The organism is Actinoplanes xinjiangensis (assembly GCF_003148685.1).
GTDB lineage: Bacteria > Actinomycetota > Actinomycetes > Mycobacteriales > Micromonosporaceae > Actinoplanes > Actinoplanes xinjiangensis.
Genome location: NZ_QGGR01000006.1, coordinates 330451 through 357096 on the forward strand (window position 1 = coordinate 330451; position 26646 = coordinate 357096).

General features: G+C 70.4%; 25 protein-coding genes. 14 read left to right on the plus strand and 11 right to left on the minus strand.

From position 1 onward, the window contains the following. Nucleotides 1-95: 95 nt before the first annotated feature. Nucleotides 96-560, plus strand: coding sequence for a response regulator (locus BC793_RS16175; protein WP_170167246.1), 465 nt, complete (start codon nt 96-98; stop codon nt 558-560). Here the strand turns inward: BC793_RS16175 and BC793_RS50590 are convergent. Both BC793_RS50590 and BC793_RS16185 read right to left on the minus strand, forming a co-directional pair. After that, on the minus strand, nt 545-913 hold the full coding sequence (locus tag BC793_RS50590) for a hypothetical protein (protein WP_203896206.1): 369 nt from the start codon (nt 911-913) through the stop codon (nt 545-547). The two genes, BC793_RS16175 and BC793_RS50590, sit on opposite strands and share 16 nt — an antisense overlap. Nucleotides 914-997: 84 nt before the next feature. Continuing rightward, nucleotides 998-1765 (minus strand): IclR family transcriptional regulator, encoded by a 768-nt coding sequence (locus tag BC793_RS16185; RefSeq protein WP_203896205.1) that lies wholly within the window; start codon nt 1763-1765, stop codon nt 998-1000. Between the two features lie 89 nt (nt 1766-1854). Between BC793_RS16185 and BC793_RS16190 the strand changes: the two genes are divergently transcribed. Continuing rightward, complete coding sequence (locus BC793_RS16190; RefSeq protein ID WP_109593335.1) at nt 1855-2559, plus strand: CoA transferase subunit A; 705 nt, start codon at nt 1855-1857, stop codon at nt 2557-2559. Next, the gene (locus tag BC793_RS16195) at nt 2546-3208 is read left to right on the plus strand and encodes a CoA transferase subunit B (RefSeq protein WP_275416181.1); all 663 of its coding nucleotides are present in this window, start codon (nt 2546-2548) and stop codon (nt 3206-3208) included. Before BC793_RS16190 ends, BC793_RS16195 begins: the two co-directional genes overlap by 14 nt. 131 nt (nt 3209-3339) lie before the next feature. Here BC793_RS16195 and BC793_RS16200 read toward each other — a convergent pair whose 3' ends face one another. Together BC793_RS16200 and BC793_RS16205 are read right to left on the minus strand one after the other, a co-directional pair. Then, nucleotides 3340-4140 (minus strand): aminoglycoside phosphotransferase/kinase family protein, encoded by an 801-nt coding sequence (locus BC793_RS16200; protein ID WP_203896204.1) that lies wholly within the window; start codon nt 4138-4140, stop codon nt 3340-3342. 243 nt (nt 4141-4383) lie between these two features. Then, nucleotides 4384-4977: a CGNR zinc finger domain-containing protein gene (locus BC793_RS16205; protein ID WP_109593337.1), complete on the minus strand. Its 594-nt coding sequence runs from the start codon at nt 4975-4977 to the stop codon at nt 4384-4386. Nucleotides 4978-5031: 54 nt separating this feature from the next. Between BC793_RS16205 and BC793_RS16210 the strand changes: the two genes are divergently transcribed. Further along, nucleotides 5032-5781, plus strand: coding sequence for an MBL fold metallo-hydrolase (locus BC793_RS16210; protein WP_109593338.1), 750 nt, complete (start codon nt 5032-5034; stop codon nt 5779-5781). Between the two features lie 157 nt (nt 5782-5938). On the opposite strand, the gene BC793_RS16220 is transcribed toward BC793_RS16210, so the two are convergent. Next, nucleotides 5939-7294, minus strand: coding sequence for a glycoside hydrolase family 10 protein (locus BC793_RS16220; RefSeq protein ID WP_109593340.1), 1356 nt, complete (start codon nt 7292-7294; stop codon nt 5939-5941). Nucleotides 7295-7676: 382 nt separating this feature from the next. On the opposite strand from BC793_RS16220, the gene BC793_RS16225 reads away from it, so the two are divergent. The 9 genes from BC793_RS16225 (at nt 7677) to BC793_RS16265 (ending at nt 19817) form a co-directional block, all read left to right on the plus strand. After that, nucleotides 7677-8762 carry a ricin-type beta-trefoil lectin domain protein gene (locus BC793_RS16225; RefSeq protein ID WP_109593341.1) on the plus strand — a complete coding sequence of 362 codons (1086 nt, stop codon included), beginning with the start codon at nt 7677-7679 and terminating at the stop codon, nt 8760-8762. Next, nucleotides 8759-10369, plus strand: a complete 1611-nt coding sequence (locus BC793_RS16230; protein ID WP_109593342.1) for a glycoside hydrolase family 27 protein — start codon at nt 8759-8761, stop codon at nt 10367-10369. Before BC793_RS16225 ends, BC793_RS16230 begins: the two co-directional genes overlap by 4 nt. Next, on the plus strand, nt 10366-11760 hold the full coding sequence (locus BC793_RS16235) for a glycoside hydrolase family 43 protein (protein WP_109593505.1): 1395 nt from the start codon (nt 10366-10368) through the stop codon (nt 11758-11760). Before BC793_RS16230 ends, BC793_RS16235 begins: the two co-directional genes overlap by 4 nt. After that, complete coding sequence (locus BC793_RS16240) at nt 11757-13781, plus strand: family 43 glycosylhydrolase (RefSeq protein ID WP_109593343.1); 2025 nt, start codon at nt 11757-11759, stop codon at nt 13779-13781. Before BC793_RS16235 ends, BC793_RS16240 begins: the two co-directional genes overlap by 4 nt. A gap of 8 nt (nt 13782-13789) precedes the next feature. Then, nucleotides 13790-15169 (plus strand): non-reducing end alpha-L-arabinofuranosidase family hydrolase, encoded by a 1380-nt coding sequence (locus BC793_RS16245; RefSeq protein WP_109593344.1) that lies wholly within the window; start codon nt 13790-13792, stop codon nt 15167-15169. 159 nt (nt 15170-15328) lie between these two features. Further along, on the plus strand, nt 15329-16561 hold the full coding sequence (locus tag BC793_RS16250; protein WP_109593345.1) for an endo-1,4-beta-xylanase: 1233 nt from the start codon (nt 15329-15331) through the stop codon (nt 16559-16561). Continuing rightward, nucleotides 16558-18096, plus strand: a complete 1539-nt coding sequence (locus BC793_RS16255; RefSeq protein ID WP_109593346.1) for an alpha-N-arabinofuranosidase — start codon at nt 16558-16560, stop codon at nt 18094-18096. The genes BC793_RS16250 and BC793_RS16255 overlap by 4 nt, the downstream gene beginning before the upstream one ends. A gap of 178 nt (nt 18097-18274) precedes the next feature. After that, nucleotides 18275-18658 (plus strand): VOC family protein, encoded by a 384-nt coding sequence (locus BC793_RS16260; protein ID WP_109593347.1) that lies wholly within the window; start codon nt 18275-18277, stop codon nt 18656-18658. Nucleotides 18659-19085: 427 nt separating this feature from the next. Continuing rightward, nucleotides 19086-19817, plus strand: a complete 732-nt coding sequence (locus tag BC793_RS16265; RefSeq protein ID WP_109593348.1) for a hypothetical protein — start codon at nt 19086-19088, stop codon at nt 19815-19817. A gap of 51 nt (nt 19818-19868) precedes the next feature. On the opposite strand, the gene BC793_RS16270 is transcribed toward BC793_RS16265, so the two are convergent. The 3 genes from BC793_RS16270 to BC793_RS16280 form a co-directional block, all read right to left on the minus strand. Beyond that, nucleotides 19869-20063, minus strand: coding sequence for a hypothetical protein (locus tag BC793_RS16270; protein WP_146246301.1), 195 nt, complete (start codon nt 20061-20063; stop codon nt 19869-19871). Nucleotides 20064-20108: 45 nt separating this feature from the next. Then, nucleotides 20109-21743, minus strand: coding sequence for a glycoside hydrolase family 43 protein (locus tag BC793_RS16275; protein WP_109593350.1), 1635 nt, complete (start codon nt 21741-21743; stop codon nt 20109-20111). Nucleotides 21744-21811: 68 nt separating this feature from the next. Continuing rightward, nucleotides 21812-22828: a glycoside hydrolase family 11 protein gene (locus BC793_RS16280; RefSeq protein WP_109593351.1), complete on the minus strand. Its 1017-nt coding sequence runs from the start codon at nt 22826-22828 to the stop codon at nt 21812-21814. 336 nt (nt 22829-23164) lie between these two features. Between BC793_RS16280 and BC793_RS16285 the strand changes: the two genes are divergently transcribed. Next, entirely contained in the window at nt 23165-23788 is a 624-nt protein-coding gene (locus BC793_RS16285) for a sugar O-acetyltransferase (protein WP_109593352.1), read from the plus strand. Between the two features lie 76 nt (nt 23789-23864). Here the strand turns inward: BC793_RS16285 and BC793_RS16290 are convergent, their stop codons facing one another. The 3 genes from BC793_RS16290 to BC793_RS16300 are packed head-to-tail and all read right to left on the minus strand — an operon-like array spanning nt 23865 to nt 26589. Further along, the gene (locus BC793_RS16290; protein WP_109593353.1) at nt 23865-24458 is read right to left on the minus strand and encodes a hypothetical protein; all 594 of its coding nucleotides are present in this window, start codon (nt 24456-24458) and stop codon (nt 23865-23867) included. Next, on the minus strand, nt 24455-25795 hold the full coding sequence (locus BC793_RS16295) for a hypothetical protein (RefSeq protein ID WP_109593354.1): 1341 nt from the start codon (nt 25793-25795) through the stop codon (nt 24455-24457). The genes BC793_RS16290 and BC793_RS16295 overlap by 4 nt, the downstream gene beginning before the upstream one ends. After that, nucleotides 25792-26589, minus strand: coding sequence for an ATP-binding cassette domain-containing protein (locus tag BC793_RS16300; RefSeq protein ID WP_109593355.1), 798 nt, complete (start codon nt 26587-26589; stop codon nt 25792-25794). The genes BC793_RS16295 and BC793_RS16300 overlap by 4 nt, the downstream gene beginning before the upstream one ends. Nucleotides 26590-26646 lie beyond the last annotated feature (57 nt).

Here is a 26646-nt window from a genome sequence, read left to right on the forward strand (position 1 = left end):
CGCATGCCCGGATCCCGCGAACACCGCTATTGTTTGCGCCGATGCAAGCGTTCGCGTTCGTGGAATCCGGCTGAAGGTGAGCGGTTGTGACCGGTGTGCGTGCCCTCGACGTCCTGATCGTCGATGACGACGATGCCGATGCGATGATGATCGAGGAGGCGCTCCAGGCAGCCCCGGTTCCGCCGGTGGTCCACCGGGTGATCGACGGCAGCCAGGCGCTGGAGTACCTGCGCCGGGAGGGTGAATTCGCCGATGCGGTCCGCCCCGACCTCATCCTGCTCGACCTGAACATGCCACGCATGGGCGGCCGGGAGGTCCTCGCGCACATCAGGCGCGACAGTGATCTGACGGCGATCCCGATCGTCGTGCTGACCACCTCCGACGCGGTGCCGGACATCGTCGCCAGCTACGACGGGCACGCCAACGCGTACGTCACCAAGCCGATGGAACTCGACGCCTTCGAAGCGGCCGTCCAGAAGATCAGCCGCTTCTACGGCCACGTCGCGACGCTGCCCGCCTTCCTGGCCGGAGGCGGCGACCCCGGTCAGGGCCTCGGCTGATCCGGCGGCGGCGGAACGTCGCCGTAAGGCGGCTGCCCGGGTGGCGGCGGCTGGTGGCCCGGCGGCGGATACGATCCCGGCGGTTGGTAGCCCGGCGGGGGATACGACCCCGGCGGCGGGTAGTAGCCCGGCGGTTGCTGACCGGGCGCCGGCGGATAACCCGGCGGCGGGTAGTAGCCCTCCGCACTCCTGCGGGCCGCGGACCGCCTGCGCACCGACTGCACGGCCAGCACGATCGCTGACACGATGGCGCCGACGACGAGCAGGCAGCACAGGAGCCTGCCGACCAGAAAACCGATGTTGTACGACACGTCGTTGGACTCCGCCGCCGCGATGGCGGTCTGCCACTTCATTCCGATGCCTCCCCGGCACTCGCTCAGCGTGCAACATACCGGGCTCCCGTGGAGCGCGACGGTGCCGGGCAGGGGGCCCGTGGTTCAGCCGCGGTGGGCGATCCGCCGGGTCAGCGCGTGCGCGGCCTCCAGCAGCAGCGTGCCCAGCCGGGCCGTACGGTCGCCGTTGAACCGGGACTCCACACCGGTCAGGCTCAGCGCCCACGCCGGCGCCCCGGCACGGTCGAACACGACCGCCCCGACACCCCAGCTGCCGGGTACGACCAGGCCGGGATTCACCGCGTACCCCCGTTTGCGGGTGGCGGCGACCCGCCGGGACAGTGCCGCCCTCTCGTGCTGCCCGCCGTAGGCGGCGGTGAGCTCGCCGGCACGCGAGCGGACGTAGTCCTCCGCGTCGGGCACCGGCAGGTAGGCCAGGATCGCCAGCCCCGCCGACGCCACGCCCAGCGGAAACCGGATCCCCTCGTGCAGGACGTGGGAGCGCAGCGGAAAGCTGCCCTCCGCACCGGCCAGGCACACCGTCTCGTCGCCACGCCGTGCCGAGAAGAAGGCACTCTCCCCGGTCGTGGCCGCCAGCGACCGCAGGATGTCGCGAGCCGTCGACGTCACGTCGTACCGCTCGGCCGCCACCGACCCGAGCAGGAACAGTTCCGGACCGAGATACCAGCGGCCGCGGCGGGCGTCCCGGTCGACGAAGCCCTCCTCGGCCAGCGCCGCCAGCACCCGCTGCGCGGTCGACCGGGGCAGCCCGGTCGCCGCCGCCACCTCCGCGGTCGTCACACCGTCGGCCGCGCCGGACCCGACCCGGCGCAGGACCGCGGCCATCCGGGTCACCAACTGGGATCCCTGCACGCCCACATTATGAGCACATGCTGCCCATCACGGTCGCTGAGCGGTCAACCGGAGGGCCTCGGCACCCTCCGCGCCTACCGTGCCCGGCCATGAGCAAACTCGTCGACAGCGCGGCGAAAGCCGTCGCCGCCGTCGCCCGGGACGGCATGACCGTGGCCGTCGGGGGCTTCGGCCTCTCCGGCATCCCCACCTCGCTGATCACCGCCTTGCGGGACACCGGGGTCAAGAACCTCACCATCGTCAGCAACAACATGGGCGCCGACGGCAAAGGCCTCGGCCTGCTCCTGGAGAACCGGCAGGTCAGCAAGGTCCTGGCCTCCTACGTCGGCGAGAACAGGCTGTTCGCGCGGCAGTACCTCGACGGTGAACTCGACGTCGAGTTCGTGCCCCAGGGGACCCTCGCCGAGCGCCTGCGCGCCGGCGGTGCCGGCATCCCCGCCTTCTACACCCCGACCGGCGCCGGCACCCCGGTCGCCGATGGCAAACCGCAGGAGCACTTCGACGGCACGCGTACGGTGCTCGAGCGCGCCATCGTCGCGGATCTGGCCCTGGTGCGCGCGCATCGTGCCGACCTCGGCGGCAACCTGCGCTACCGGCTGACCGCCCGCAACTTCAACCCCCTGGTCGCGACCGCCGGCCGGACCACCATCGCGGAGACCTCGTTCGTCGAGGACGGCCACCTCGATCCCGACGACGTCCACACCCCCGGCATCTACGTGCACCACCTGGTGCGGTCCGAGATCCGCGAGAAGGACATCGAGCAGAGGACGGTGCGGCCCCGTGTGGACGCGTGACGGGATGGCCGCGATCGCCGCCTCCGAATTGACCGACGGCCAGTACGTCAACCTGGGCATCGGCATCCCGACCCTGGTCGCCAACAACCTGCCCGCGGGGGTAAGGGTGACCCTCCAGAGCGAGAACGGGATCCTCGGGATGGGCCCGTTCCCGTACGAGGGTGACGAGGACCCCGACCTGATCAACGCCGGCAAGCAGACCGTCACGCTGCTGCCCGGGGCCTCGGTGTTCGACTCGGCCACCTCGTTCGGCATGATCCGGGGCGGCCACGTGCAGACCGCGATCCTCGGCGCCCTCCAGGTGGCGGCCAACGGCGACCTGGCCAACTGGACCATCCCGGGCAGGCTGGTCAAGGGCATGGGCGGTGCCATGGACCTGGTCGCCGGCACCCCGCGCGTCATCGTCGTCACCGAGCACGTCGCCAAGGACGGCACCCCGAAGGTCGTCGAGCGGTGCACCCTGCCGCTGACCGGGGCCGGCGTCGTCGACCGCATCATCACCGACCGTGCCGTCTTCGACGTCACCGCCGACGGTCTGGTGCTGCGGAGGCTCGCCGACGGTCAGACGGTGGCCGGCCTTCGGGCGCTGACCGGCGCGGCCTTCACCGTCGACCCGGCTCTCACCGGACGGCAACACCCGCCGCTCTGAAGCACCTCGGCGCCGGCCGCGGCATCGTCGACGTGCACGGGGCGTGATCTCTCCCGGTCAGCCGATCGGTGCCTCCGGCGGGAGTGCCGGGGCCGCCGAGGGCTGACGTCGGCGGCCCCGGCCGGTCCCTTCTACGCGCCGACGGCGCGTTCCAGCAGCGCCCGGTGGCGGATCATCCAGTCCCCGGCGCGGGCCCGCCAGGCCAGCGCCCACAGCGGAGCCGGATCCACCGACTCCGGAGTGATCCGGGCACGGGCCGCCTCGGCGGCACAGTCCCGGACGGTGAACTCGATCATCCGGCTGATCAGGCCGGCCCGGTCCGGCGTGGCCAGGTCGTAGCCGTCCAGGAACAGCCCCAGCTGCCGGGAACGGCTCACCGGATCGGGCAGGTCGTTGCGTGCGGCGACGTCGTCGTCGTGGAGCTGGGCGTTCCACCAGGCGCTGGCGACGACCTCGTCGAGCCGGTCCACCGGTCCGGCCAGGGTCCAGTCGATGAACGCCACCGGCATCCCGTCACGGGCGACGGTGTGCCAGGGCCCGGCGTCGCAGTGGCCGATGACGGTGCCGGGGCCGTGGTGATGCATCCACCACGGCTGCCACCCCGCGCCCGGCGGCGGCCGGAAACCGGCGGTGGCGGTGTGCAGGTCACGCAGCAGCCTGCCGACCTGCCACACTGCCTCGTCCGACCAGGCGCGGGGATGGACGAGGTCACCCTCGATCCAGGTCAGCACCTCGTTGCCGTCGGCGTCGAAACCGTCGCCGGCCACCCGCGGGGAGCCGGTGAACCCGGCTTCCTCCAGGTGGCGCAGCAGGGCGTGAACGGTACTGCTCCACGGTCCGGCGGGACGCCTGACGGTCCGGCCGGTCCGTACGACATGACTGGGTCCTCCCTCGGCCGCGGGCAGCGGCGGGAAGGATGATGCGGAATCCACGATTTCTCCTCGCGTCGGCGTGACAGCGGTGACACGGCGCCGGGAGCGGGCGCCGTGGATCGCCACGGCACGAGGAGTCCGCCCGCGTGGAGGAAGGTCAACCCGCGGTGGACTCACCCGTCGTGGCGCCGGCAGATACCGCACCGGAAACCATGCACGCCATCCCGACCTCCTCGGATTCGCGAATGACGGCAGGCTATCCGTCCAGCCCCGAGGAGACCATCGAATTTCGTGAGTACGTGGTCAGGCGGGAGTGCCGCGGCGGGCGTAGGCGCGGGCCGCGCGGGCCCGGTCGCCGCACCGGACCGAGCACCAGTGCCGGCGACCGCTGCGCAGCAGGTACCGCATGCAGGGCCGGGAGTCGCAGGCGGTCAGCCGGGCGGCGTCGGCGCTGGTGAGCAGGTCGGCGACGTCGGCCGCGAGCACGCCTAGGGCGTGGTCGACGACCTGGTCGGTCGGGTGCGGGGTGGCCCGGAACAGTCCACGGGCCGGATCCCAGCGCAGCGGGGCGGCGGTCGGCACGCGGGTGATGGCCGAGTTGATCGCGGCGAGCGCCTCGGCCGGCGGCTCGGCCGCGTGGACCGCCGCCGCGAACAGGTCCCGGATCTGCTCCCGCAGGGCTCGCAGCCGGCCGGCGCACACCTCGTGCAGGACGCTGCCGACCGGGGCCAGGCCCCGATCGACCAGCCAGCGTGCGGCGTCCCCGGGTGTGGCGAGCAGGTCGACGATCTGGTCGCCGGGCATCGAGAGCCGGCTGTTGGCCAGGTCGAGGCCGGGGTGCCGGTCGGCGCCGGGTGCCGCGGAAATCACGAGCCTCACGGTACAGCTTGCGTTCATCCGTGACAAACGGCTAGCTTCACGGATGACATCCACTCTATCCGTGAGGTTCCCATGGTCGACGCCATCACCGTCCAGACGTTCGGCGGCCCCACCGCCCTGTTCGAGTACGGCGGACTCCGCCTGCTCACCGACCCCACCTTCGACCAGCCCCGGACCTACGTCTCGCCCAGCGGCGTGACCCTGACCAAGCTGGCCCCGCCGGCCGCCCCACCCGCCGAGCTGGGCCACGTCGACGTGGTGCTGCTCTCCCACGACGAACCCGCCGACAACCTGGACGACTCGGGACGTGCCCTGCTCGCCGAGGTTCCGCTCACCCTCACCACGGTCAGCGGTGCCGGCCGGCTGGGCGGCACCGCCCGCGGTCTGGCCCCGTGGGAGTCGGTCCAGGTCGGTGCGGTGACGATCACCGCGGTCCCGGCCCGGCACGGCCCGGAGGGCTGCGAGCCGATCACCGGCGAGGTCACCGGGTTCGTGCTGACCGGGGAGGGGCTGCCGTCGGTCTACGTCAGCGGCGACAACGCCGCCTTGGAGCTGGTCGAGCAGATCGCCGCCCGGTTCGGCCCGATCGACACGGCACTGCTGTTCGCCGGTGCGGTACGGACCGGGCTGTTCGACGGCGCGCTGCTCACCCTCGACAGTGGGCAGGCCGCCGAGGCCGCCCGGATCCTGGGCGCCCGGCAGGTCGTCGTCGTGCACTTCGACAGCTGGGCGCACTTCACCGAGGGACGTGACGACCTGGTGAAGGCGTTCACCGACGCCGGCCTGGCCGACCGGGTGCAGCTCGACCGGCATGGGGTCTGACGCTTGACGGCCGGGGGCGGTCGGGGCGGCTTCGAGGTCACGGCCCGCGGTGTGGTGACGGGCCGTGACCTCGCTGGCCGGCTGGCCGACTCCGTAGTCCGCCGGCTGGGCGGCTCCGTAGTCCGCCGGCTGGCCGGCTTCGAACCGGCGAGGCGGCTCAGGCGGCCGCGCAGGACGGGCTGACGGTGGGGCCGGCGCCGGTGCCCTGGAATCCGAACTCGGTGGCGCCGCCGGCGGCGAGCCGTCCGTTGTAGGAGACGTTGCGGAAGTTCACCGTGCCGGTGGTGCCGCTGTTGCCGGCACTCCACGTGCTGGTCACGGCGCTTCCGGCGGGCAGGTTCACCCCCACGGTCCAGCCGTTGACTCCGGAGGAGCCCGCGGTGACCCGGACGGTGGCCACGAAGCCGCCGTTCCACGAGTTGAGCGACACCGATGCGCTGCAGGCGCCGCCCGGCTGCGGCGAGGTGCTCACGCTAGGCGACGGCGACGAGGGGCCGGGCGACGAGGGGCCACCGGCGTTGAGGGCGTTGAGCACCGAGGTGTACGCGGCCTTCTTGTTGCCGGAATTGTCGAACAGCAGCGGGTTCTCGCCGGTACGCCAGGAGTCGCTGTCGCGGATGCCCCAGACCGTGATGCCTGTGCACCGTGACACCGCCATGCACGCCCGGGTCACGGTGGCGTAGATGTTGGCCTGGTTGCCGCCCTGGGCGACGTCCAGCTCGGTGATCTGCACGTCGACGCCGAGGTCGGCGAAGCGCTGGAGGTTGGCCTGGTAGTCACCGGAGATGGTGGTGCCCAGGTGGGACTGGAAGCCCACGCAGTCGATCGGCACGCCGCGGGCCTTGAAGTCGCGGACCATGTTGTAGATGCCGGTTGACTTCGCGTTGATGCCGTCGGTGTTGTAGTCGTTGTAGCAGAGTTTGGCGGCCGGGTCGGCGGCGCGGGCGGCGCGGAAGGCCGCCTCGATCCAGTCGTTGCCGGTGCGCTGCAGGTTGGAGTCGCGGCGCCCGCCGCTGCCGCCGTCGGCGAAGGCCTCGTTGACCACGTCCCAGGAGTGGATCCGGCCCCGGTAGTGGGTGGCGACCTGCGTGACGTGGTTCATCATGGCGTTGCGCAGCGCGGTGCCGGACATCGACTGCGCCCAGCCCGGCTCCTGCTGGTGCCACAGGAGGGCGTGGCCGCGGACCTTGGCGCCCATGGCGATGCCCTGGTTGAGGATGCGGTCGCCGTTGGTGTAGGTGAACCGCCCCTGGGACGGTTCGGTGGCGTCCCACTTCATCTCGTTCTCGGCCGTGACGGAGTTGAACTCGCGGTTCAGGATGCCGGTGTAGGTGGCGTCGCCGAGCCGGCCGGCGGCGATCGCCGCGCCGTAGTAGCGGCCGGTCTGCGCAGCCGAGGCGCCGAGGGTGGTGGCGGCTTGCGCGGTGCCGATCAGGGCGACACCGGAGCTGACGACGACCGCTGCCACGGCCGAGGCCAGCAGCAGGGAACGGCTTCTTCGTAACAGGGACATGGTGGGGGACCTTTCCGGCGGGCAAATGTCAATGGGAGCGTTCCCATCGGGGGTTTCCCATGGTGCCAGCGCATTTCGGGAAAATGCAAGTCGCGACAATCCCGTGGCGGCCGGGATAACAATTTCCCGGCCCCGATCTCCCGATGACTTCCGGTGACGGTCCTCTATAACACTTTCACGGGTACGAATTCTGGCGCGATGTGAACACAGTCAAACGTCGTAGAAAGAGCCCCTTGAATGTCCCGAAACATCCTGGCAATCTCCGAGTCAGCTGTTAGCGCTCCCATCCCTGGCCCACCCCGCACTGCACCCTCCGATGAGCAGCGCGTGGTGGCGTGTGAGCGATAACAGCGACGCCGATTTTCCCCGAGGAGGCCTCGCCATGCCCACACGAAGACGACGGTTCCGTACGGCCGTACTCACAGCCGTTCTGGCCGTTGCCGGTGTGTTTCTCCATCCCGGCGCGGCGGCCGCGGAATCCAACGGCGGTACCCGGGTCATGCCGCTGGGCGACTCGATCACCGAGGGCACGCAGGTGCCCGGCGGTTACCGGATCGGGCTCTGGCAGCGCATGGCGTCCGCCGGATACCGGGTCGATTTCGTCGGCACCCAGTTCAACGGACCGGCCGCTCTCGGCGACCACGATCACCAGGGGCTTCCCGGGTGGCGGATCGACCAGATCGACGCCAACATCGCCGGCTGGCTGCGCACCACGACGCCACGGACCGTGCTGCTGCACATCGGCACCAACGACGTGCTTCAGAACTACAACCTGTCCGGTGCGCCGGGCCGGGCCTCCGCGCTGATCGACCGCATCACCGGCACCGTGCCCACGGCGGACGTCTTCGTGGCCACGATCATCCCGCTGGGCAACTCCGGCCAGAACGCCGCCGCACGTACCTTCAACGCGGCTCTCGCGAACATCGTGCGCGGCAAGGGCCAGCGCGTGCATCTCGTCGACATGCACGCCGCCCTCACCACCGCCGATCTGATCGACGGCGTCCATCCGACCGCCGGCGGCTACGACAAGATGGCCGCCACCTGGTACGCGGCACTGCGCTCGGTCCAGGGATCCATCGGCGACCCGGTCCCCGGGACCGGCGGCGCGCTGGTCGGCGCCGCCTCCGGCCGATGCCTGGACGTCCCGGGCAGCAGCACCGCCAACGGCACCCAGCCGATCATCTGGGACTGCAGCGGCGCCGGCAACCAGCGCTGGGCCTACGACGGGCAAACCGTCCAGTCGCTGGGCAAGTGCCTCGACTCGCCGACCGGAGCCACCACGGGAGCCAAGGCGCAGCTGTGGGACTGCAGCGGCGCCACCAACCAGCGGTGGTCCTACACGTCCGGCGGCACGATCCGCAACGCGCAGTCCGGCCTCTGCGTGGACGCCGGCGGCACCGCCAACGGCAGCACCGTCACCCTCCGCACCTGCACCGGCGCTACCAGCCAGAACTGGACGAGACGATGAGGAAGATCCTGACCGGCCTGCTGGCCGTGTGCCTGCTGTTGACCGGCGCACCCGCCGCCCGGGCGCTCGACAACGGCGTCGCCCGGACCCCACCGATGGGCTGGAACAGCTGGAACACCTTCGGCTGCAACATCAACGAGTCACTGATCCGCGGCATGGCCGACGCGATGGTCAGCAGCGGCATGCGCGACGCCGGCTACCAGTACGTCGTCGTCGACGACTGCTGGATGAACCCGAACCGCGACTCGGCCGGCAACCTGCAGGGCGACCCGACCCGGTTCCCCAGCGGCATGAAGGCGCTCGGCGACTACATCCACGCCCGGGGCCTGAAGTTCGGCATCTACCAGGCGCCACTGGACAAGACCTGTGCCCAGTACTTCAACAGCTATCCCGGCGCCACCGGCGCTCAGGGACACGAGGCGCAGGACGCCCGGCAGTTCGTCGCTTGGGGCGTCGACTTCCTGAAGTACGACTGGTGCTCCCCGGCCGGCTCCATCAACGACCAGGTGGCGACGTTCGCGAAGATGCGCGACGCGCTGGCCGCGACCGGCCGGCCGATCGTCTACAGCATCAACCCGAACAGCATTCACGCCAAGACCGGCCCCCAGCGCAACTGGGGCGACGTCGCGAACATGTGGCGCACCACCGAGGACATCAGCGCCGCCTGGGACACCGGTCAGACCAACGGCTACCCGATGGGTGTCAAGAACATCGTCGACGTCACCGTCCCGCTCGCCGGGTACGCCCGCCCCGGATCGTTCAACGACCCCGACATGATGGAGGTCGGCAGGTCCGGATTGAACGAGACCGAGCAGCGCAGCCACTTCGCACTCTGGGCGATCATGGCGTCGCCGCTGATCGCCGGCAATGACGTGCGCTCGCAGAGCACGACCACCCGTGACATCCTCACCAACCCCCGCCTGATCGCGATCAACCAGGACACCCTCGGACTGCAGGGGACCCAGGTGTCGTACGACGGCACCCGCCGGGTCCTGGCCAAGAGGCTCGCCAACGGTGACGTCGCGGTCGCCCTGTTCAACCAGGGCGGATCCACCACGACGATCTCCACCACCGCCGCCGCGATCGGCAAGTCCGGCAGTTCCTTCACCCTGCTGGACGCCTGGACCGGAGCGACCAGCAGCAGCACCGGCGGCATCAGCGCCAGTGTGCCCGCGCACGGCACGGCCGTCTTCCGGGTCAGCGGCGGCGGCGTCAACCCGACGCCGACCGGAACCACTCTGGTCAGCGCCGCCTCCGGCCGGTGCCTGGACGTGCCGAACAGCAACACCGCCAACGGCACCCAGCCGGTCATCTGGGACTGCAACGGTCAGACCAACCAGCGCTGGACCGTCAGCGGCCAGAGCGTCCAGGCGCTCGGCAAGTGTCTCGACGCGCCGACCGGTGCCACGGCCGGCTCCAAGGCCCAGCTCTGGGACTGCACCGGCGGGACCAACCAGCAGTGGACGCTCAACGGCGACGGCACCGTCCGCGGGGTCGCCTCCGGCCTCTGTCTGGACGTCGACCGCAACCTCACCGCCAACGGCACGCCGGTCCTGCTGTGGACCTGTTCCGCCGCCGCCAACCAGCGATGGAGCCGGACCTCATGATCAAGAGGATGTTCACCGGGCTGCTCTGCCTGGCCGCCACCGTGTTCCTGGCCGCGGTGGCTCCGGCGCCCGCCCACGCCGACAACCCGATCGTGCAGACCATCTACACCGCCGACCCGGCGCCCCTCGTCCACAACGGCCGCGTCTACCTGTACACCGGCCACGACGAGGACAACTCCACCTGGTTCACCATGAAGGAGTGGCGGGTGTACTCGTCGGCCGACATGGTGAACTGGACCGACCACGGCTCGCCGATGAGCCTGGCCACCTTCAGCTGGGCCAGCCAGGACGCGTGGGCCGGCCAGGTCGTGCAGCGCAACGGCAAGTTCTACTGGTACGTGCCGGTCGTCAACCGGGCCACCGGCCGGATGGCCATCGGCGTCGGCGTGGCCAGCAGCCCGACCGGCCCGTTCACCGACGCGCTCGGGCGGCCGCTGGTGGAGAACGGCGAGATCGACCCGACGGTCTTCATCGACGACGGCGGCCAGGCCTACCTGTACTGGGGCAACCCCAATCTCTGGTACGTGCGGCTGAACACCGACATGATCAGCTACAGCGGCAGCGCCACGAAGATCCCGCTGACCACGGCCGGGTTCGGCACCCGCACCGGTGACGCCAACCGGCCGACGCTGTACGAGGAAGGCCCCTGGGTCTACAAACGCAACGGCCTCTACTACAACGTCTTCGCCGCCAAGTGCTGCTCGGAGTTCATCGCATACTCCACCGCGCCGGGCCCGACCGGGCCGTGGACCTACCGCGGCACCGTCATGCCCACCCAGGGCGGCAGCTTCACGAACCACGCCGGGATCATCGACTTCAACGGCGGTTCGTACTTCTTCTACCACAACGGCGCGCTGCCCGGCGGCGGCGGTTTCACCCGCTCGGTCGCCGTGGAGAAGTTCACCTACAACGCCGACGGCACCATCCCGCAGATCACCATGACCACCGGCGGGGCGCCGCAGAACGGCACGCTCAACCCGTACGCCCGGCAGGAGGCCGAGACGATCGCCTGGAGCTCCGGGGTCGAGACCGAGCGCGCGAGCGAAGGCGGTATGAACGTCGGCTTCCTCGAGAACGGCGACTACATCAAGGTCAAGGGGGTCGCCTTCGGATCCGGAGCGACGTCGTTCTCCGCCCGGGTCGCCTCCGGTACCTCGGGCGGCCGCCTCGAAGTGCGGCTGGGCGGCCCCACCGGTGCGCTGGCCGGCACGTGTGCGGTGCCGGGAACCGGCGGCTGGCAGGCCTGGACCACGGTCACCTGCCCGGTCGGCGGTGCCACCGGCACCCAGGACCTGTACCTGCGTTTCACCGGCGGCAGCGGCTACCTGTTCAACGTCAACTGGTGGCAGTTCGCCGGCGCCGCCCGCACCACCGAAGCGAGGAGCCGATGAGAAGATTCGCCGCAGCCGTCCTGACCGCCGTCCTCGGGGTGGCCCTGGGCCTCACCGGCACCGACACGGCGTCCGCCGCGACGATCGACACCAGCGCCTCCTACGTGCTGGTCAACCGCAACAGCGGCAAGGCACTGGACCTCTACAACCTGGCCACCAACGACGGTGCCCGGATCACCCAGTGGACGCGTAACGACCAGGCACAGCAGCAGTGGCAGTTCGTCGACTCCGGCGGCGGCTTCTACCGGCTGAGGTCCAAGCATTCCGGCAAGGTCCTCGACGTGTCCGGCGGGTCCACCGCCGACGGCGGCGCGATCGTCCAGTGGGCCGACAACAACGCGACCAACCAGCAGTTCAGCGTCCAGGACATCGACGGGTACGTCCAGCTGATCAACCGCAACAGCGGCAAGGCCCTGGAGGTGCAGGGCGCGTCGACGGCTGACAATGCCAACATCGTGCAGTACGCCGACTGGAACGGCACCAATCAGCAGTGGCAGCTGGTCAGACTCGGCACCACCACACCGGGCACCGGCACCTTCACCAACCCGGTGGTGTGGCAGGACTTCGCCGACGGCGACATCATCCGCGTCGGCGACGCCTACTACTACTCGGCGTCGACCATGCACTACTCGCCGGGTGCGCCGATCCTGCGCTCCTACGACCTGGTGAACTGGGAGTACGCCGGGCACTCGGTGCCGCGGCTGGACTTCGACTCGTCCGCCTACGACCTGACCGGTGGCCGTGCCTACGTCAAGGGGATCTGGGCGTCGACGCTCAACTACCGGCCGAGCAACAGCACCTACTACTGGCTGGGCTGCACCGAGTTCAACCGCACCTACGTCTACACCGCGTCGGCGGTCGACGGGGCCTGGTCGAAGAAGGCCCGGATCAACAACTGCTACTACGACGCCGGGCTGATGTTCGACAACGACACCCCGTACGTGGCCTACGGCAACGGCACGATCAGCGTCGCCCAGCTCTCCTCCGATCTGACCTCGCAGGTCCGGGCGCAGACCGTCTACACCACGCCGTCGAACATCGGCACCCTCGAGGGCGCCCGCATGTACAAGCGGGGCAACTACTACTACATCTGGCTGACCCGGCCGGCGAACGGCCAGTACGTCCTGCGGTCGACGAGCCCGTGGGGTCCGTACGAGCAGCGGCAGGTCCTGCTCGATCTTCCCGGTCCGATCTCCGGTGGGGGAGTGCCGCACCAGGGCGGCCTGGTCCAGACCCAGGCCGGTGACTGGTGGTACATGGCGTTCACCGACGCCTACCCCGGCGGCCGGGTCCCGACCCTGGCCCCGATCACGTGGAGCAACGACTGGCCGGTGCTGACCACCGTCAACGGCCGGTGGGGCGCCACCTATCCGAAGCCGAACATCAGCACCACGAAGACGGTGCAGCCGATGACCGGACCGGACACGTTCACCGGGGCCGCCCTCGGGCACCGCTGGGAGTGGAACCACAACCCCGACACCAGCCGGTTCAGCACCGGTAGCGGGCTGCGGCTGTCCACCGCCACGGTGACCAACGACCTGTACAGCGCGCGCAACACGCTCACCCACCGGATCCAGGGCCCGTCCTCGACCGCGACGATCGAACTCGACTACTCGCAGATGGCCAACGGCGACCGGGCCGGCCTGGCGATGCTGCGTGATCAGTCGGCCTGGATCGGGATCCGCAAGGACAACGGCGCCACCCGGGTGTCGATGACCAACGGGCTGACCATGAACTCCAGCTGGGCCACCACCGGCACCGGCAGCGAGGCGGCCGGCGCGAGCGTTTCCGGCGGCAAGATCTGGCTGCGGGTCTCCGCCGACATCCGGCCGGGCTCCGGGCGTACCGCCACCTTCTCCTACAGCACCAACGGGACCACCTTCACCAACCTGGGCCCGGCCTTCACGCTCAACAACGCCTGGCAGTTCTTCATGGGCTACCGGTTCGGCATCTTCAACCACGCCACCCAGTCCCTGGGCGGCGCGGTCACCGTCAACCGTTTCGACCTGACCACGCCCTAGGAGGAAGCATGACCAGATTTCGATCGGTTCACGCCGGCCTGGCGTCGGCCGCCCTGGTGACGGCCTCGGCGGCGGTCGCCATGGCCCTGCCCGCGGGCGCGGCGGCGGCCGGCTGCTCGGTCAAGTACACCGTGTCGTCGCAGTGGCAGAGCGGCTTCAACGCCGACGTGGCCGTCACCAACCTGGGCGACCCGCTGTCGGCGTGGACGCTGACCTGGGCCTATGACGCCGGGCAGAAGGTCGGCCAGGCGTGGAACGCCTCGGTGGCCCAGAGCGGCACGACCGTGACCGCGGCCAACGTGGCCTACAACGGCTCGGTGCCGACCAACGGCTCGGTGTCGTTCGGCTTCACCGGTTCGTGGACCGGCAGCAACCCCGTGCCGTCGGCCTTCAGCCTCAACGGTGTGGCCTGCACCGGAGCGCCGGTGCCGAGCTCGCCGTCCAGCCCGTCGCCGTCGACCTCACCGTCCACGCCCGGCGGCAACTGCACGCTGCCGTCGAGTTACCGGTGGTCGTCGAGCGGGGTGCTGGCGAACCCGAAGAACGGCTGGGTCTCGCTGAAGGACTTCACCAACGTCGTCCACAACGGCAAACACCTGGTGTACGCGTCGAACGTGAACGGCTCCTCGTACGGTTCGATGAACTTCACCCCGTTCACCAACTGGTCCGACATGGCCGGCGCCGCCCAGAACGGGATGAACCAGGGCACCGTGGCGCCCACCCTGTTGTACTTCGCCCCGAAGAACATCTGGGTGCTCGCCTACCAGTGGGGCGCCTGGCCGTTCATCTACCGCACCTCCAGCGACCCGACCAACCCCAACGGCTGGTCTGCGCCGCAGCCACTGTTCACCGGCAGCATCACCGACTCCGGCACCGGCCCGATCGACCAGACCCTGATCGCCGACGGGCAGAACATGTACCTGTTCTTCGCCGGTGACAACGGCAGGATCTACCGGGCCAGCATGCCGATCGGGAACTTCCCCGGCAACTTCGGGTCGTCGTACACCACGATCATGAGCGACACGAGGAACAACCTGTTCGAGGCGCCCGAGGTCTACAAGGTGCAGGGCCACAACCAGTACCTGATGATCGTCGAGGCGATCGGCAGCCAGGGCCGGTACTTCCGGTCGTTCACCGCGACCAGCCTCAACGGCAACTGGACACCGCAGGCGGCCACCGAGAGCAACCCGTTCGCCGGCAAGGCCAACAGCGGCGCCACCTGGACCAACGACATCAGCCACGGCGACCTGGTCCGCAGCAACCCGGACCAGACCAAGACCATCGACCCCTGCAACCTGCAACTGCTGTACCAGGGCAAGAACCCCAGTGCCGGCGGTCCCTACGACCAGCTTCCCTGGCGGCCGGGCCTGCTCACCATGCAACGCTGAACCCCACCGGTGCCGGTGCGCTCGGCCGGGGATCCGAGCGCACCGGCACCCCCTCCTTCCGTCTCGTAAGTATCGGAATCCGATCGGAATTTCCGCTGGACTTCCACTCGGTTCGGCTCCTACGCTGAGGCCCGGCCCGTCGGCGACAGGAGGCACCCCGTGACGGCAAGCCAGTTCCGGCATCGCATCGGCGACACCGTGGTCACCGTGCTCGACGACGACGGACAGCCGCTGGCGGACCGCGATGTCGTCGTCGAGCAGCGCGCCCACGCCTTCGGGTTCGGCAACATCGGCTTCGACTACGTCCCGCTGGCCAACGGCGAGTCCGACGCGCTGCACGACCAGGCCGCCCTCTGGTTCGACGTCTTCAACACCGCGACCCTGCCGTTCTACTGGAGCCTGTTCGAGCCGGAGCGCGGCCGGCCCGACACCGAGCGGCTGCGGCGTGCCGCGCAGTGGTTCGCCGACCACGGCGCCCGCGTCAAAGGCCATCCGCTGGTGTGGCACACCCTGGCGCCCGACTGGCTGCGGGAGCTGCCCACCGCCGAGGTCGAGGCGACGGTCCGCGCCCGGATCCGGCGCGAGGTCACCGGCTTCGCCGACGTCGTCGACACGTGGGACGCGATCAACGAGGTCGTGATCATGCCGGTGTTCAGCAACGAGGAGCAGGTCAACGCGATCACCCGGCTGGCCCGGGAGAAGGGCCGGATCGCCACCGTGCGCCTGGCGTTCGAGGAGGCGCGGGCGGCGAACCCGGGGGCGACACTGCTGCTCAACGACTTCGACATGTCCACGGCGTACGAATGCCTCATCGAAGGCGTCCTCGAAGCCGGCATCCGGATCGACGCGCTCGGTCTCCAGAGCCACATGCACCAGGGCTACTGGGGTGAGGACCGGACGCTGGAGGTGCTCGACCGCTTCGCGCGGTACGGTCTGCCGCTGCACATGACCGAGACCACCCTGGTCTCCGGCGACCTGATGCCCCCGGACATCGACGACCTCAACGACCACCAGCCCGCGTCGTGGCCGTCCACACCGGAGGGCGAGGCCCGCCAGGCCGACGAGATCGAGCGCCACTACCGCACCCTTCTGGCGCACCCGTCGGTGCAGGCGGTCACCTACTGGGGCCTGTCCGACGAGGGCGCCTGGCTCGGCGCGCCGGCCGGCCTCGTCCGCGCCGACGGCACACCCAAGCCGGCGTACGATGCGCTGCGCACCCTGGTGAAGGGGGAGTGGTGGCTCCCGCCGACGACCCTGCGCACCGACCACGCCGGGCGCGTCGAGGTCCGCGGCTTCCTCGGTGACTACCAGGTGCACCACGCCGGCCGTACCGCGTCGTTCACCCTCGCCACCGCCGGCCGTCTCGACCACGTGAAAGGCGTTCTCCGTTGACCGTCGAAGCCGTCATCAACCTGGACATCGACGGCCCCCGGATCAACCGGCACGTCTACGGCCACTTCGCCGAGCACCTGGGCCGCTGCATCTACGGCGGCTTCTACGTCGGCGAGGACTCCGGCATCCCGCACGAGGGCGGCATCCGCCTCGACGTGGTGGAGGCGCTGCGCGCCCTGGACATCCCGAACCTGCGCTGGCCCGGCGGCTGCTTCGCCGACGAATACCACTGGCGGGACGGCATCGGCCCGCGCGAGCAGCGCCCGGTCATGGTCAACACCCACTGGGGTGGCGTCGAGGAGAACAACCACTTCGGTACGCACGAGTTCATGGCCCTGTGTGAGCTGCTCGGCGCGGAGCCGTACATCAGCGGCAACGTCGGCTCCGGCAGTGTCCGCGAGATGAGCGAGTGGGTCGAGTACCTGACCCGTGACGGTGACTCACCGATGGCCCGGCTGCGCAAGGCCAACGGCCGCGACGAGCCGTGGCGGGTCCGGTTCTGGGGTCTGGGCAACGAGGCGTGGGGCTGCGGCGGCAACATGACCGCCTCGCAGTACGCCACCGAGGCCCGGCGGTACGGCACCTACTGCCGTGACTACGGCGACAACAGGCTCTACAAGATCGCCGCGGGGGCCAACGGCACCGACTACGCGTGGACCGAGACGCTGATGAAGCAGCTCGGGCACCTGGGCTGCCGGCGGGTCACCACCACCGCCTTCCACGCCCTGTCCGTGCACCACTACACGCTCACCGGCCCCACCTGGGAGGACAAGGGCTCGGCCACGGCCTTCGACACCGACGAGCACTACCGGACGATGGTGGCCGCCGCCCGGATCGAGGAGGTGCTCGCCGGGCACGCCGCCGTGATGGACTGCTACGACCCGACCCGGAGCGTCGGCCTGGTCCTGGACGAGTGGGGCACCTGGTTCGACGTGGAGCCCGGCACCAACCCCGGCTTCCTCTACCAGCAGAACACGCTGCGCGACGCGCTGGTCGCGAGTGTGCACTTCGACGTCTTCCACCGCCATGCCGACCGTCTCGTGATGGCGAACATCGCCCAGACGGTGAACGTCCTGCAGGCCATGATCCTCACCGACCCGGACTCGAACGCGCTGGTCCTGACCCCGACCTACCACGTCTTCCGGATGAACCGCGGCCACCAGGACGCGACGTCGCTGCGCGTCGACCTGCGCACCGCACCGCCGTCCCGGCCGGTCGGCGACACCACCCTCACCACGGTGTCGATGTCGGCCAGCCACAAGGACGGCCGGCTCCTGGTCTCGCTGTCCAACCTCGACGCCTCCTCCTCCGCCGACGTGGAGATCGACCTGCGCGGCGGCACCGTCGAGGCGGTCGAAGCGCTGATCCTGACGTCGGCGGCACTCCAGGACCACAACACGCCCGGGTCGCCGGGTGCCGTGGAGCCCCGTCTTCACGACGGCGCCGTCCTGGCCGGCGGCCGCCTGCGGGTCCACCTGCCACCCCACTCGTTCGTCACCGTGACCGGCGGGCTCGCCACCGGTTCCCGCGGCTGAACCACCGACGTCCCCGCGCCGTCGACATCGCCGTCCGCACCACCCGGCGTCGCCCCGGACCACCGCCGCCCGCCGGGACGACCCGGCCTCGACCCAGGCCACCGCCGCCCGCCGGGACGACCCCGCGTCGAACCGGGCCACCGCCGCCCGCCGGGACGACGGTTGTAGCGTGCGTTCCATGGTGACGCGATGGACGTTGGGCTGCGACGCCACCGATCCGCGGCGGATGGCGGCGTTCTGGGCCGAGGCCCTCGGCTACGTGCCCGAGCCGGGCTACGAGGATCCCGGCGGCGCCTCGATCGTCGATCCGGAGGGCAGAGGCCCGGCAATCGCCTTCCTCCGTGTGCCCGAGGCCAAATCCGCCAAGAACCGGATGCACATCGACATCCGGGCGGCCGGCGAGCCGCCGGAGGACCCGGCCGACCGCGAACGCCTGATCCGCCGGAAGGCGGCGAGCCTCCTACCGGCAGGGGCGACGATCGTGCGGGAGCAGTTCTATGACGGGCAGTTCGGCCACATCGTCATGCTCGACCCGGAGGGCAACGAGTTCTGCGTCGCGTGACGCGACGCGGCTCCACCGGGCCGGGCTGCCGGTCCCGCGACGCGGGCCGTGTCCGATCCGCGAGCATCGCCCGCCGGGGCACGCGCCACCCGGCGCCGCCGCTGGCGTGCAGCCGTGCCGGTGGCAGCAATTTCGCATAGGTGGCCGATCATCTTCGGTCCATCTGACAGGCCGCCTATGGGTTATTGCTGTCTCCCGGCCCGGGAGACAGCAATAACCCCCAGGCGGAGTTCGAGGATCAGCCGAACGGGCCATCGCGGCGGTTCAGGGCTTCGTTGTTTGATTGCCGACAGTGGGTGCAAGATCGACTCTTGTGATTTCGTCGGATCCATCTGCTAGCTTTTTGCGTCGAGACGCATTCGCATATTATGCGTCGGGCGGCGAAGGGATTGTCTTGCCTGGCGGGCCCTCCTTCGACGCGGCACAGGTGGCCGACGCCTATTCGCAGCTCTCCGGAGTGATCGCCGGTTTTGCTTTCAGCTCCATCGTGGTCCTGCTCACTTATCAGATCGGCGCGGCCAGAGAAGGCCGCAAAACCGATGGGCGCATGCAAAGTGCATTGTTGCTGCTGTTCTCGTGTTTCATGGGGATGACGACGTCGTCCCTGGCGTATTCGGTGCTCTCCGGGATGAAGGAGTTCGCCCGCGCCCTGGAAGTGGGTCACGTTGTCGCCGGTACCGGGTTCGGCGTCTCCGGGCTCATGGGACTACTGGGCATCCACCAGTTGATCCTGTGTTCCAACCTCCGGATCGAGCGGGAGATCGGCATCGTCTCCGGAAGCCTGGCGCCGTTGCTGATAACCGCCTACCAGGTGGCGGGACTCCATCAGGTAGGTGACTCCGCCGCTACCGTATTCGGCGTCTGTGCGGTGGTGGCCGTCCTCGCCGTGGCTTCCGTCGCGCCACATCTCAAGGAGAGCGGCGCCGAACGGCCGGAGAAATCACCTTCGGCCTACTCGACGTTGTCGATCGCCGGTCTCGGTGTTTCTTCGATCCCGTCTCTTGTCGTCTCCATCCTGGCCGCCGCAGGCGGGACCGCAGACGTTCCGGTCTGGCCCGCATACGCGGCGATAGTGGCAACCTTCCTCATGTGTTCCTGGGTGATGGTGACGTTCCAGCGAGAGGTCGGCCGGTCGCCGTCCGCGCCCATGGCTGGATGAGATCCGGGCGCAGGGGGCGATCGCATCCCCGCGATGCTGATCGAGGCGGCCTCACCAGAAGTCGATCAAGCCGCCGTCGAACAGGCCCGGGTGAAATTGTCGAAAGCCTCGTGATGCCATTCGCCGGCCGGGCGGCTGGCGGAAGTGCTCGGGACGGAAACCGTTCCGGTGCCGGTCCGGCGCGCAACGGATGTCGTGCGCGCCGACGGACGCCAGCCGGCTGTAGGCCTCGATGACCACGCCCAAGGCCTGTCCTTTCCGAAACGGTTCCGCGCACGGTACCGCGCCGGTTCAGCCGGTCGTGTAGACGGCCCGGTCGAAGTCGGCGTAGCCGCCCTCGGCGCCCAGGTCCTGGACCCACAGGCCGACGAACGCGCCGGTGAAGCCCCAGGCCTCCGGTTCGCCGGGGACCATGGTCACGGCGTACTCGTCGGAGAGGGTGGTGGCGTCGAAGGTCCGGCCCAGCTCGTGCCAGGAGCCGGGCGTGGTCTGGTAGGCGAAGGTCAGCGCCGGCCCGTCGAGTCTGGCGCGCAACCCCACCCGCCGTACGTCCAGGGGGATCCGCAGGCCCGGGGCGGCGGCGACGCGCCCGCTGTCGCAGCACAGCACGTCCAGCACCGGACGGCCGTCGTCGTCGGCGGTCATGTGCAGGTAGTACCAGTTGCGCGAGTTGTAGTAGGCGGTGATGCCCGCGAGCTGCCGGAAGTTGCGGGGCACGAACTCGACCGTCGCCTCGAAGGTGCAGCGGGAGTCGGTCACGCGGCGGGCCACCAGACTCGGCCGGTGCCGGGCCATCGGCGACTGCCCGCCCTGGATCCGCAGATACGACGGGCGGCTGGTCAGGTCGACCCAGTCCGGTGTGGCGGGGCGGCGCAGCGTCGACCAGTCGGGGCACAGCACCGGGGTGTCGAAATGGTCGTCGGCAAGGGACCCGATGGAGGCGGGCGAGGCCGGCGGCGGTGGCGCGGTGACACCGGCGGGCGCCGGGATCTCCTCGGCCGGAATGCCGTCCGGGACGCGCGGCCATCCGTCGGCCGGCCATTCGACCTTCTGCAGCGCGGTCTCGCGGCCGAGCACACACCGGCCGGACGGCGCGTACGGCCGGGCCACCAGGTGCGCCAGATACCACTCACCGTCGGGCGTCTGTACGAGGCTGCCGTGCCCGGCCTTCTGCAGCGCCAGGTCGGGACGCCCGGCGGAGGTGAGCGTCGGCCCGGCCGGGTCCACCGTGTAGGGCCCGAACAGCCGCCGGGACCGGGCGACGGTGACCTGGTGCGTCAGCGTGGTGCCGCCCTCGGCGGTGACTAGGTAGTACCAGCCGTCCTTGCGGTAGATGTTGGGTGCCTCGGTGAGGCCGGCGTCGGTGCCTTCGAAGATGACGTGCTCCGGCCCGACCAGCCGGCGTGTCCGATGGTCGTACCGCTGGATCGAGATTCCCGCGAAGCGGTTGCGGCCGGGCCGCCAGTCGGCGCGCATCGACAGCATCCAGGTCGTGCCGTCCTCGTCGTGGAACAGTGACGCGTCGAAACCACGGCCGTGCAGCACCACCGGATCCGACCAGGGCCCGGCCATGCTCGGCGCGGTGACCAGGTAGTTCTGCGGATCCCAGTAGCCGCCGGCGAACGTGGCCACGTCGGTGTACAGCAGGTGGAACAGACCGTGCGCGTACGTCAGGTTGGGTGCCCAGACGCCGCACGAGTCGGCGGTCCCGGTGAGGTCGAGCAGCCGCCGTTCGGTGAGCACGCCGCCGAGCGGCCGCCAGTCGACGAGGTCGGTCGAGTGGTGGATCCGCACCCCGGGATACCACTCGAACGTCGACGTCGCGATGTAGTAGTCGGCGCCGACCCGCAGGATCGACGGATCCGGGTGGAAGCCCGGCAGCACCGGGTTACGGATCGTGGTGACGGCGGCCTTGGCGATCGTCATCGGGAACCTTTCGCTGGAGGTGGCGCGGCAGCCGGGGCCGCCGCGCCACTGGAATGCGTTGCGCGGGGTCAGCCCGCTCGGCAGGTGATCGTCGGCCAGGTCCAGTTGCCGTTGGCCATGACGGTCACACCGAAGTTGTTGCCGCTGCCGTTCGGCCGTGCCGTCACCGCTCCGCTGCTGCCGCTGACCGCGGCGTTCCAGCTGTTCTGGATGCTCTGCCCACCGTTGAGGTTGAGCGTGACGGTCCAGTTGGTGGCGTTGCTGACCGCGACGTTGAGGTTGAACCGGTCACCGAACTGCTCACCGGCCGACAGGGTGGCGGTGCAGTTGCTGCCACCCGGCGTCGGGCTGGTCGGGTTCGTCGGGCCGGAGCCCTCGCGAACCGTGATGTCGGAGCTGCCCTGGCTCTGGTAGCCCTCGGTCGCCATGATCTGGTAGCTGTGGTTGGTGCCGAGGTTCAGCCCGGCCCGGGCCCACGCGTCGAAGTGGTTGGCCACGGTGATGGTGCCGGAGCTGCGCTTCTGCTGCCGGACGCTCCAGAACTGGTAGAACGTCTGGTTGCCGTCGATCGACGGGGCGTTGACCCGCTGGCTGCGCAGGATGTCGTACGTGCCGCCGTCGGTGGTGACCGTACCCATCCGGGTGGCGCCGCTGCTCGGGTTGTAGCTGCCGAAGTTCTCGACGACGTAGTACTCGATCAGCGGGCTGCGCGTCCACCCGTACAGGGCGAGGTAGGTGTTGTTGTTGCCCGGGTTGTAGGAGCCCGAGTAGGTGACCGTCCGGCGGTTACCGGTGGCCCAGCCCTTGCCGCCGACCCAGTTGTTGGTACTGCGGTCCCAGCTGCTGGAGTAACGGCCGTCGGCACGCAGCGTCATGCTCGCGTTGCCGCTGTCCTTCCAGAACGAGAAGTAGTACCCGTTGTGGGTGCCGGTGGTGTTGGAGCTGACCGTCCGGTCGGCTTCGGCGTGCGCGGCGCCGGCGACCATCACACCGGAGACGGCCATCGCCGCGGCGCAGGCGGCGCCGAGGAGCATGCGGATGCGGCCACGTCTGTGGCGCTCGGGGCGGGGGAGTTCTGCGGTCATGGGAGTGCGCCTCCTGATGAAGGGCCGGGGAACGGTCCCACGGACACGGCGATCCACATCGGGGGAGGATGCCGTCCCGCGGGGCGGTGGTGACGGCCATCGAGGCCCGTCATTGCGGAGATGGTGGCCCGCGGACCGCAGCCTTGTCAACAACTTACGGAAACCATGCGGAAATACCGAGAAAGATCTCCGCCCGCAAGACGACCGCATAAGCGCAGGTTAAAGCATCAAAAGACGGCAGTTGTACGCGCTACGCGCACCCCCGCGCGCAAGAGGTAGGCACATTGACCCCGAAAGTTACGAGAGTCGCTCGCCGGAAGGCTGGATCATGGAGCCATGACTGATCACGATGAGGTGCTGGACCGGATCGGGAGCGGCCTGCTCTACACCGAGTCCGAGGCGGCGTTCCGGAACCCGCAACGGCGCGCGGACCTGATCTTCGAGTACAACGGCACCCGTCCCGGTGACGACACGGCACGGCGGGCGCTGCTCGAGCGGATCCTGGGTTCGGTGGGCGCCCGGACCGTGCTGCTCTCCCCGTTCCACGCGGGTTTCGGCAGCAACGTGCACATCGGCGACGACTTCTTCGGCAACGTCAACCTGACGTTCGTCGACGACGTCGAGATCCGCATCGGCGACGGCGTCATGATCGCCCCCGGCGTCACCCTGACCACCACCGGGCACCCGATCCACCCGGCCCTGCGGGAGAACTTCCGCCGCTTCTCCGAGCCGATCGTGATCGAGGACCGGGTGTGGATCGGCAGCAACGCCGTGGTCCTGCCCGGCGTGCGCATCGGCTACGGCTCGGTCATCGGCGCCGGCAGCGTGGTCAGCCGCGACATCCCGCCGATGTCGGTCGCCGTCGGTGTCCCGTGCCGGGTGGTCCGCCCGATCACCGACGACGACCTCACCACTGGTGTGCGGGCGGCCGCCCGCGGCGCCGGCCCCGATGGCGCGTAGGGGCACGGCGTCACGACCTCAGGCGGCCGCCCGCGGCGCCGGCTCCCATGACGCGTAGGGGCACAGCGTCACGACCTCAGGCGGCCGCCCGCGGCGCCGGTCCCCGTAGCGCGTAGGCGCCCAGCCCCACGACGGCGACGACGGCCGCCGTGACGGCCGCGGCCCGGCTGTCGTGGGGCTGCGACTGCCAGGTCAGTACCTGACCGGCCACCGCCGTGCCGCCGAACGGGAACAGCGCGGCCGGCAGCGTCCAGCTCAAGGGCAGGAACCAGGACCGTCCCGCACCGAGCACGGCCGCGCCCAGGGCCGCCAGCCCGAGCAGACCCGCGGCATCGCGCAGCACCAGCACCGCCGGCCCGAACCGGGCGGCGGTCACCAGCGTCACCAGGACCAGCGCGAGGATCACGGCCAGGCCGGCGAGCAGATGCGCGGCCCGGCGCGGCGGCCATCGCAGCGAGGAGGTCCGCTCCAGCGCGTCGTCGGCGCCGCCGAACGTGGGTGCCAGCGCGGAGACCAGCAGCAGCACGAGCAGGACGACCATCGTCAGGTCGGCGTCCCGGCTCTCCGCGAAGGCCGCCACCACCGTCCACATCAGCACGGTCACACCGGCGGCCGTGGCCAGCGCCACCGGAACCCGCCGCGAGCGCAGGTGCAGGACCAGGAACCTCACCGGGTGCCCCCGTCGAGCAGACCGGTCATGCCGGTGCACTCCAGGGCGGCCTTGCGGACCGCGGCCACCCGGGCCAGCGCCTCCGCCTCCGGCAGTTGCCGCAGACCCTCCCAGAGCACGGTCGCCTCGGCGTCGTAGTCGGGGACGGGCGGCCCGCCCGGCTCCCGCACCAGCGGGGATTCCTGCGGGTCACGGGCCGGTGGACGGCCGGCCAGGTAGGCGCCCACCGCCCGCGCGACCGGTACGTCGTACCCCTCGGGGCAGGCGGCGGCATCGGCACCGGCGGCCTGCAACAGCCGGGGCAGCAGATGATCGGGGTCGGCGAGGTGACCGTCGCCGCCGACCTCCAGCCGGAACACGACGGTGTCCGGACCGGGCAGCGGATTGTCGTCGTCGAGGTAGTCGTTGGTGTCCTCCTGCACCGCAGTCGGCGGGTCCGGGAGTCGCGCCAGGAGCGTGAGCGCCTGCCGGGCATGCGGGGTGACCTCGGGCAACAGTCCGGCGTGCACCCGGCCGACGCAGACCCGGGGCGCGTCACCGGTGCACACCAGCTGCTGCGCGACCGGGTCGAAGACGATGTTGTCGTGGTCGCGCGGCATCACCGCGACACTGAGCACCAGTCCCAGCACGACCGGGACCAGCGCCACCGCACGCGTACGCCACCGGCCCGCCGCCAGCAGAATCGCACCGGCCACCGCGAGGGCGGCCGCGAGGATCGCCTGCGCCGCGCTGGCCCGGCCCGGCACGGTCTGGAACTCGCTGAACGGGCTCATGCCCCACGACGGCGAGGCGAGCGCCGACTGCCACTCCTGCCGGAACGCCGCCGGCCCGGCGACGATGGCCAGCAGGCCGATCACCGCGAGTACCGGGGCGGTGGCCGGGTTCGGCAGCAGACGCCCCACGGCCAGCCCGATCCAGGCCGCCGCGATCACCGCCAGCACCCCGACCGCGGCGACCGCGACCGCCGCGCCGGGCAGATAGCGGGCGGTCCCGGCGATCCACGGTGCGGTCACCGCCAGCACCCCCAGGTAGCCGCCGGTCACCGCGAGGCCGACCGCCGCGAGCGTCGACAGCACCCGCTGGTGGCGCGGGCGGGGGGTGCCGGCGAACAGTTCCGCCACCTTCGCCCGGTGCTCCTGGCGGGCCAGCCAGGCACCGGCGGCCAGCGCTGCCGGGCACATCAGCATGAGGTATTCGCGCAGGCTCATGGCCAGGGAGATCCAGCCGCCCGACCACGCCACCGTGCGGGAGTAGAGCCCGGCCGTACCGGCCAGCAGGACCAGCACGGCACCCGGCAGGCCGAAACGGCGCAACTGGATCGTCAGGACGCGGTTCACGCGGCACCCGCGCGGTGGCGGCGCAGCAGGGCCGAGTAGCCGCGCTCGGCCGGGCTGTACCCGGCGTCACCCTGATCCCCGTGCGCGATCAGCTCGTCCGGACTGCCCTGGAACACCAGCCTGCCCTCGTTGACCAGGACGACGTCGGTGCACGCCGCGACCACGTCCTCGACCAGGTGGGTGGAGACCAGCACACAGCTGTCGACGCCGATGTCCAGCAGCAGCTCACGGAAGTCCAGGCGCTGCTCCGGGTCGAGGCCCACGGTCGGCTCGTCGAGCAGCAGCACCTGCGGGTCGTTCACGATGGCCTGCGCGATCCCGGCCCGGCGCACCATGCCGCCGGACAGCGTCTTCATCCGCGCGTCCGCCTTCGCGGTGAGCCCCACCCGTTCGATCGCCCGCTGTGCCGCCGCCGGGATCGCCGCCTTCGGCATCTCCTTGAGCCAGGCCATGTACTCGACGAACTCCCGCACCGTGAACCGCGGGTAGAACCCGAAGTCCTGCGGCAGGTAACCCAGCCCGCGCCGCACCCGCCGCAGGTCACCCCGCCCGCTGACCGGTTCACCCAGCAGGGTCAGTTCGCCGCCGGCCGGCCTCAGCACGGTGGCCAGCGCGCGCATCAGGGTCGTCTTGCCCGCGCCGTTCGGGCCCAGCAGACCGTGCACCCCCGTGTGCAACCGCAGGTCCAGCCCGGCGACGGCCAGGTGCCGGCCGGCCCGCACCGTCAACTGCTCGGCGTGCACGGCCCACGCGTAGGTGGCCGGTGCCGTCTCGGCCGTACTCATCGTCCGCATGTCACTCCCTGTGTCTGTTGCCGCTGATGAGGCGGCGGGCCGCCGGAGTCCGGCGAC